At 66.0% G+C, this 7,323-nt stretch carries 7 protein-coding genes (1 of these 7 only partly in view); 2 read left to right on the top strand and 5 right to left on the bottom strand.

All coding sequences use genetic code 11. The annotated features are described in order from the left end of the window. Together msrP and clpB are read right to left on the bottom strand one after the other, a co-directional pair. Positions 1–627, bottom strand: partial view of a protein-methionine-sulfoxide reductase catalytic subunit MsrP gene (gene msrP / locus P0645_RS17130; protein WP_284165777.1) — the 5' portion only. 291 nt of this gene lie to the left of the window's left edge; the window shows 627 of its 918 coding nt (coding positions 1–627); its start codon is at positions 625–627; the stop codon falls past the left edge of the window. Positions 628–808: 181 nt separating this feature from the next. Then, the gene (clpB, locus tag P0645_RS17125) at positions 809–3,424 is read right to left on the bottom strand and encodes an ATP-dependent chaperone ClpB (protein WP_284165776.1); all 2,616 of its coding nucleotides are present in this window, start codon (positions 3,422–3,424) and stop codon (positions 809–811) included. A 317-nt stretch (positions 3,425–3,741) separates the two neighbouring features. Here clpB and P0645_RS17120 point away from each other — a divergent pair, with 317 nt between their 5' ends. Then, the gene (locus P0645_RS17120) at positions 3,742–4,023 is read left to right on the top strand and encodes a hypothetical protein (RefSeq protein ID WP_284165775.1); all 282 of its coding nucleotides are present in this window, start codon (positions 3,742–3,744) and stop codon (positions 4,021–4,023) included. A 420-nt stretch (positions 4,024–4,443) separates the two neighbouring features. Here P0645_RS17120 and P0645_RS17115 read toward each other — a convergent pair whose 3' ends face one another. Continuing rightward, the gene (locus P0645_RS17115; protein WP_284165774.1) at positions 4,444–5,211 is read right to left on the bottom strand and encodes a hypothetical protein; all 768 of its coding nucleotides are present in this window, start codon (positions 5,209–5,211) and stop codon (positions 4,444–4,446) included. A gap of 119 nt (positions 5,212–5,330) precedes the next feature. Between P0645_RS17115 and P0645_RS17110 the strand changes: the two genes are divergently transcribed. After that, a complete protein-coding gene (locus tag P0645_RS17110; RefSeq protein ID WP_284165773.1) occupies positions 5,331–5,585 on the top strand; it encodes a hypothetical protein in 255 nt (84 codons plus the stop codon). Positions 5,586–5,654: 69 nt separating this feature from the next. Here the strand turns inward: P0645_RS17110 and P0645_RS17105 are convergent, their stop codons facing one another. Together P0645_RS17105 and P0645_RS17100 are read right to left on the bottom strand one after the other, a co-directional pair. Continuing rightward, the gene (locus P0645_RS17105; protein ID WP_284165772.1) at positions 5,655–6,377 is read right to left on the bottom strand and encodes a copper homeostasis protein CutC; all 723 of its coding nucleotides are present in this window, start codon (positions 6,375–6,377) and stop codon (positions 5,655–5,657) included. After that, positions 6,377–7,249, bottom strand: a complete 873-nt coding sequence (locus P0645_RS17100) for an ROK family protein (protein ID WP_284165771.1) — start codon at positions 7,247–7,249, stop codon at positions 6,377–6,379. Before P0645_RS17100 ends, P0645_RS17105 begins: the two co-directional genes overlap by 1 nt. Between the last annotated feature and the right edge of the window lie 74 nt (positions 7,250–7,323).

Here is a 7,323-nt window from a genome sequence, read left to right as displayed (position 1 = left end):
CGCGCCGGACTGATTGGGCAGCACCTCGCCGTAAAGCCCGGTCGCAAGGATCGTCAAAGGATGCATCGCCTCGTCCAGCCGCAGCCCCTCGCGATAGGGCCATTCGAGGATCGGGTAATTCTGCCCCGGCATCTCCTCCGGCCGCATCAGCGTCTCGAACGCTACATATTCCGCGCTCGCGCGTACGCCCGCGCGCGCGAGGAGATCGGAAAGCTGAAACCCGATCCAGGGCACCACCATCGACCAGGCCTCGACGCAGCGAAAACGGTAGATGCGCTCCTCAAGCGTGACATGGGCGAGAATATCCTCCAGCCCGTAGTCGCCGGGCCTATCCACCATCCCGTCGATCTTCACCGTCCAGGGCTTCACCGTCAGCGAACCGGCATTGGCGGCGGGGTCTTCCTTGCCGGTGCCGAATTCATAGTAATTGTTGTAGCTCGTGATGTCTTCGAACCTGTTCGGCACCTCGTCCGTCGAATAGGCCGACGGTTGCGCCGCGATCTTTGCCAGGGCCGGGCGCGCCAGGCCAAAGGCCGCCGCCCCCGCCATCAGCTGGCGGCGGTTCAGAAAGACACCCTTCGGCGTCACGTCCGACCAGCGCAGATCGGTTCGAAATCTATAGGTCACGTTGCCCTCCTTGGTTCACCTGAACCTAGGCGAGGATCGCAACGCGCCCAAATGAACTCGTTTCACAAACCGATCAGAGCCTGAAACATTCCCTCTTCCGTTTGCAAATATCCCGGAGGGGGTCCGGGGGAGGCAGCGCCTCCCCCGGCGGGTCGGCCGGGCGAAGCCCGGACGAAAGCCTTCAATGCAGGACCGCGCCCTCGGGCTTCGGCCGGGCAGATCGCTGGACGCGCTCACCCACGATCAGCCCGTCGGCCCCGGCGCTGACATGCACCGTCTCGCCGTCCTTCACATCGCCCGCCAGCAGCATCTCGGCCAGCGGGTCCTGCAGGCTGCGCTGGATCACCCGTTTCAAGGGCCGTGCGCCATAGACCGGGTCGTAGCCCTCGTCGGCCAGCCACTGCAGTGCCGCCGCATCGAGGTCGAGCGCGATCTTGCGCTGCGCCAGCCGCTTTGCCAGCCGCTTGAGCTGGATCTTCACGATCCCGTCCATGTCGCCGCGCGTCAGCCGGTCGAAGATGATCGTCTCATCGAGGCGGTTCAGGAATTCGGGGCGGAAATGCGCCCGGACTGCGTCCATCACATCCCGCCGCGCCGCCGAGGCATCCGACCCTTCCGGCAACTGGCTCAGCGCCTGGCTTCCAAGGTTCGAGGTCAGGATGATCAGCGTCTGCTTGAAGTCCACCCGATGCCCCTGCCCGTCGGTCAGGACGCCATCGTCCAGCACCTGCAGAAGCACATTGAAGACGTCGGGATGGGCCTTTTCCACCTCGTCGAACAGCACGACCTGATAGGGCCTGCGCCGGACCGCTTCGGTCAGCACGCCCCCCTCGTCGTAGCCAACATAGCCGGGCGGTGCGCCGATCAGCCGGGCGACCGAATGTTTCTCCATGAATTCGGACATGTCGATGCGGACCATCGCATGTTCGTCGTCGAACAGGTACTCGGCCAAAGCCTTCGTCAGTTCGGTCTTGCCGACGCCGGTCGGGCCGAGGAAGAGGAACGAGCCGAGCGGCCGGTTCTCGTCATTAAGCCCCGCCCGTGCGCGTCGCACGGCGTTCGACACCGCGACCACCGCCGTATGCTGGCCGATGACCCGCTGGCCTAGCTCCTCCTCAAGCTTGAGAAGCTTGTCGCGCTCGCCCTCGAGCATCTTCGAGGTCGGGATGCCGGTCCAGCGTTCGACCACTTCGGCGATCTGTTCGGGGCGGACAGCTTCTTCCACCATCAGCCCGTCCTCGCGGCTCTCGGCCTCGCCAAGCTTGCGCTCGAGATCGGGGATGCGGCCATATTGCAACTCGCCCGCACGCGCGAAATTGCCCTCGCGCTTGGCATGTTCCAGCTCGTTGCGCGCCTGTTCCAGCTCGCCCTTCAGCGCCTGCGCCACGTTCAGCTTGTCACGCTCCGCCTGCCACTTGGCCGTCATCTCGGCAGAGCGCTGCTGCAGGTCGGAGAGTTCCTTCTCCAGCTTCTCCAGCCGGTCCTTCGAGGCCGCGTCATCTTCCTTCTTCAGCGCCTCTGCCTCGATCTGCTTTTGCAGGATCTCGCGGTCCAGCGCATCCAGCTCTTCGGGCTTGGAATCCACCTCCATCCGCAGGCGGGATGCCGCCTCGTCCATCAGGTCGATGGCCTTGTCGGGCAGGAACCGGTCGGTGATATAGCGGTGCGACAGCGTCGCCGCCGCCACCAGAGCGGAATCCGCAATGCGCACGCCATGGTGCATCTCGTATTTTTCCTTGATGCCCCGCAGGATCGAGATCGTGTCCTCGACCGTCGGCTCCTCGACCATCACCGGCTGGAACCGGCGGGCCAAGGCCGCGTCCTTTTCGATATACTTGCGGTATTCGTCCAGGGTCGTCGCACCCACGCAATGCAACTCGCCGCGTGCCAGCGAGGGCTTGATCAGGTTCGCCGCATCCATCGCGCCGTCGGTCTTGCCCGCGCCCACCAGCGTATGCAGTTCGTCGATGAAGAGGATGATTTCCCCCGCGGCGGCCTCGATCTCCTTCAGGATCGCCTTCAGCCGCTCCTCGAATTCGCCGCGATATTTCGACCCGGCAATCAGCGCACCCATGTCGAGCGCCATGAGCTTCTTGTTCTTCAGGCTTTCGGGCACATCGCCATTGACGATGCGCAGGGCGAGGCCCTCCGCGATCGCGGTCTTGCCCACCCCCGGCTCGCCGATCAGGACGGGATTGTTCTTGGTCCGGCGGCTCAGCACCTGCATCGCGCGGCGAATTTCCTCGTCGCGCCCGATGATCGGGTCGATCTTGCCGGCCGCCGCCGCCTCGGTCAGGTCGCGGGCATATTTCTTCAAGGCATCATAGCCTTCCTCGGCGCTTGCCGTGTCGGCGGTGCGGCCCTTGCGGATATCGTTGATCGCGGCATTCAGCGCCTGCGCCGTGACCGCGCCCTGATCCAGCGCATCCTTGGCCTTGGTGTTGACCATGGCCAGCGCCATCAGGATCCGTTCCACCGGAACGAAGCTGTCACCTGCCTTCCTGGCGATCTTCTCGGCCTCGTCCAGCACGCGCACAAGTGCGGTATCGACATAGACCTCGCCCGATCCGCCCGACACTTTCGCGATCCGGCTGACGGCAAGGTTCACGGCCTCGGTCACCCGTTCGGGCGCACCGCCCGCGCGACGGATGAGGTTGGCCGACAGGCCCTGCTCGTCATCCATCAAGGCTTTCAGAAGATGTTCGGGCATCACGCGCTGGTGCCCCTCGCGCAGTGCGATCGTCTGGGCCGCCTGCAGGAAACCGCGCGACCTCTCCGTGAACTTTTCCATGTTCATCGGTAACTCCTTCTCTGAAGCACCCGTCCTGGAACGCCCGCCTCGCGGCACATTCCCCGGGCCTTGGTCCTTAGGTGGGAACAGATTCGCTCTCTGCAAGAGCCTGAGGCCGATAACTTGACCATCGGTAAGGCCGATCCCGCCCGATCAGGGAAATCGACCCTTTGAAAGACAAACGTCACATCCGAATTGTCACGTTCCGGCAATCAGATGCGCCTTATGGATATACGTTCGAGCGCATCGGCGAAGCTCTTGCCTGCGCTACCGTGTCTCCAGGTTGGACGCACCCTGATCCAGCCGCGGGTACGGGGGTTCCCATGAAACACGAAAAACGCGTCGGCGTCGCACCTCGCCTTGTTCGGCCCACCCGCCAGTTGGAACCGAAGGGCGCCCGCCGGCGCACCGACAATTCCGGGGCCGCCCCGCAACAGACCTTGCTGCGCATCGCCATCCCGGATTTTTCCTTCCGCTGTGCGTGGCGCGAGGATCAGCCTGTCGACGCTGATCGGCAGAAGCAGCTGCGACGGCGGGAGCTTCAGGGCTGGAAGACGCTCCTGGACGAATTGCTCGACCCTGAAAGCAATAACCGGACGCGATAGGTCGCGCGGCTGCGGCGAGCGGGCATGCGGCGTATCGCAGACAGGGCGCGTGTGCAAACAATCTATCCATCCGATGGATCGGCCTATCCTTTCGAGTGCCCCCACTATGCGAATATGCGATTCCGCGGCGCGGCAATCCGGCGCACACTCAGACCATGATCACTTGGGAGGTCCGGGATCAGAACATCCGGCAACCGGCTCCCACAAGAGAGGAAGCGAAACCAGAAGAAGAACCGTCTCCGCCTAAATATTGATGGGAAAGGCGCTCATTTGTCGGGGTCGATGAAGGGAGCGCACCACGAACTTACCGGCCACATACCGACGGCGCCCGCCCCATCAGACGAAGGTGTTGTAACCAGTAGCCCAGTCCGCTCTGGGAGGTTCGTTCGGCCCCGATGCGATTGGCATCGGGGCCGTTCTTTATTTCTTGGGCACCACGAGTCGCTCCGGCCGCAGGGCTTCGGCCGCCTTGAACAGGCTGAAGGTCTGGTTGACGTAGTTCACCGCCCCGCCGATCGCCTCGACATAGTTTTCCAGTTCCGGCGTCCGTTCGACCTCGACCAGTTGCACCGGCCGGTCCGGGCCGTTCGCCTCGAACTGGCAATAGAATAGCGGCTCGCCGCGCTTGAGGATGATGTCGCGCTCGGGCTCGTGCCATTCGAAGGCCCACATCAGGGGCCGGGGCCAGAGGTTGATGGGGAAGCGCCCGCCGAAGATCGTGCCGGGCAGGGGGTCGCGCCGGTAATGCGCAAAGGCGCCAAGCTGGGTGACATAGACCGGCTCGTCGGCGATGAACGTATAGGGCAGCACAAGCTGGATCGTCGGCCGGTCGGGATAGCGCCATTCGGCCTCGTTCACCATCACCAGCACTTCGTTCAGCTTCGCGGTGCGGATCGGGCTCGCATTGCCCGCGCGGTTCACGAAGGCGGGCTTTCCGTCCTTCGACCGGGCAAAACCCAGATGCAGGTCGAACGGGCAGGGAAAGACGAAATAGCGGCTTTCCATCTGGATCACCGCCGGGCAGCGCGAGGCCGATTTCGCATGGGTCTTCGACATGTCGCGCGATTGAAGCCGCTGCGGCGGGTCGTAGAGGACCGCGTTCTTGTCGTTCGACCGGAACCAGCCCACGGTGACCGGGCCAGAGGCCGGGCCGCTTTCGGGCCGCTCGTATGTGATGTTGACCTGCATCTGCCTGCCCTTTCGCCTTCCGCGCGATGCTAGCCCGCGCGGGGCCCAAGTCAATCCGTCCACCCTTTGGTAACCGCGATGCGCTTCACTGGCGCTGCCCACCAGAAAGGACAAGGCCGATGCGTATTCTTTCCACCCGCGCCACCGAGGTGATGCACGACCGGACCACCAGGATGATCAGCGCAACCATTGTGATCCGGCTCGAGCTTGGCGAAGCGACGGCCGAACGTCGGGTCAGGGTCATGGCGCCTGTCATCGCGGCGGGCGGGGCGCCGCTCAAGGACCGGCTGGTTGCGGCGGCGAAACTTGCGCTGGCCATGGACGGGCGGATGCCCCGCCCGCCGGAGGCGGAGCTGGTGCGCCCGGCGGCGTGAGACGCGCCGTCACGCTGTGTGCACGCATCGCGGCCCCGACGAGAAACGAAGTGCCCGAGGAGGCGGCGGTCACGTCCGGTCAAGCGCCGTGCGAAGCGCGCGCACCGCTGCCAGGTCGGTCATCTGCCGATCCGCGCCCGCAAATCCGAAGGCCAACTCCCCCGCCGTAGAGGGCGCGGCACGGCCGCAGGAGGCGTGCACCTCCAGAACCCCGGTCGCGTCCAGCAGGGCACGGACAGTCTCAGCCCGGATACCGCCCGCCGCCAGAATGCCGGGGCGTCCCGCCGCCTGCCGGACCAGCGCGGAGAGCGTCGCTGTACCTTGTGCAGCGCTCGCCGCACCGCCCGACGTGAGAATACGCGCAACGCCAAGTGCCCGCGCCGCTTCCAGCGCGCGCGCCTTGTCTTCCACCAGATCAAAGACCCGGTGCAGCGTCACGTCCATCCCATCGGCCGCGCGCACGAGCCGCTCCATCGCCGCCAGGTCGAGCCCGTCCAGCCCGCCCGCACCGATGGTGACACCTGCAAGACCCGCAGCGCGTGCCCGTGCGATATCGTCGGCGATCACCTGAAGTTCCATCTTGTCATATCGGAACCCTCCGGCGCGCGGTCGGATCAACGCGGTGACAGGCAGTCCCGATCTTCCGGCGAAAGCCATCAGCGCGGCCGAGGGCGTCAGCCCGCCGAGCGCCAGCGCCGCGCACAGTTCGATCCGGTCCGCGCCGCCTTCTATTGCGGCCTCGATCCCCGCAGGCGTCTCGACGCACAGTTCCAGCACCACGCGCGCCGCCATCAGATCCCCTCCGCCAGATAGCTCGCACCGATCAGCCCCGGCTCCACCCGGTGCAGCGCGGGCACCAGAAGGGCCGCGTCGGGCGGCGCAAGCATGCGCGCCCGAACCGCGCGGTCGAGCGCCGCCACAAGGCGCTGATCCCGCCCGAGACCGCCGCCGACCGGCGCGACCGATGGCCCGATCACATTCATCACCATCGCCAGCGGCCCGCTGACCATGTCGAGCCAGAGGCCGACCGCGCGCACCGCCGACGCCTCCCCCGCCGCCCAATTCGCGAGAACCGCCCGGCTGTCCCGGCCGTCGCCGGTCAGATGGGCGTCAAGCCGTTCCAGCCCGCGCGCGCCAGCGACCGTATCGGCGCAACCGGAAAGGCCGCAACCGCAGGTCCAGGCGGGTACATCCGTCCGCCCCATGACCGGCCCATGGCCCCACTCGCCCGCCACCCCGCGCGCGCCGCGATGCAGGTGCCCGCCGATCACCAGGCCGCCACCCGCCCCGGTGCCGAGGATCACGCCGAAGACCACCGCGTGCCCTGCTCCCGCACCGCTTCGCGCCTCGGCAAGCGTGAAGCAATCGGCATCATTGGCGATCAGGACCGGACATCCCAGCAGCTGTTCCAGATCACGCGCCAAAGGGCGGCCGTCAAGGCAAGGGATATTGGCAACCCGCGCCCGGCCCGTCACCGGGTCGACGATACCGGCAATCGACAAGTGAACCCGGTCCGCACCCGCCGCCGCTTCCCGCAGCACCCCGACGAAAGCCGCGAAATCCGCCCCCGGCGTCGGCCAGGATCGCACCGGGTCAAGCACGCCCGGCGCACGGACCTCTGCCGCGCGGATCTGCGTGCCGCCGATATCGAATGCGATGATCATTCCCGGTCCTCCGCCCCCTTGCTTAGCAAGGCCGCGCGCGCGCCTCCAGCCTTGACAGCCTCCGGCCTGCGGCC

It is taken from the genome of Frigidibacter sp. SD6-1, from assembly GCF_030143255.1.
Lineage (GTDB): Bacteria > Pseudomonadota > Alphaproteobacteria > Rhodobacterales > Rhodobacteraceae > TMP-24.
Note: the sequence above shows the minus strand (reverse complement) of the source record. Positions and strands in the feature narration are given on the sequence as shown.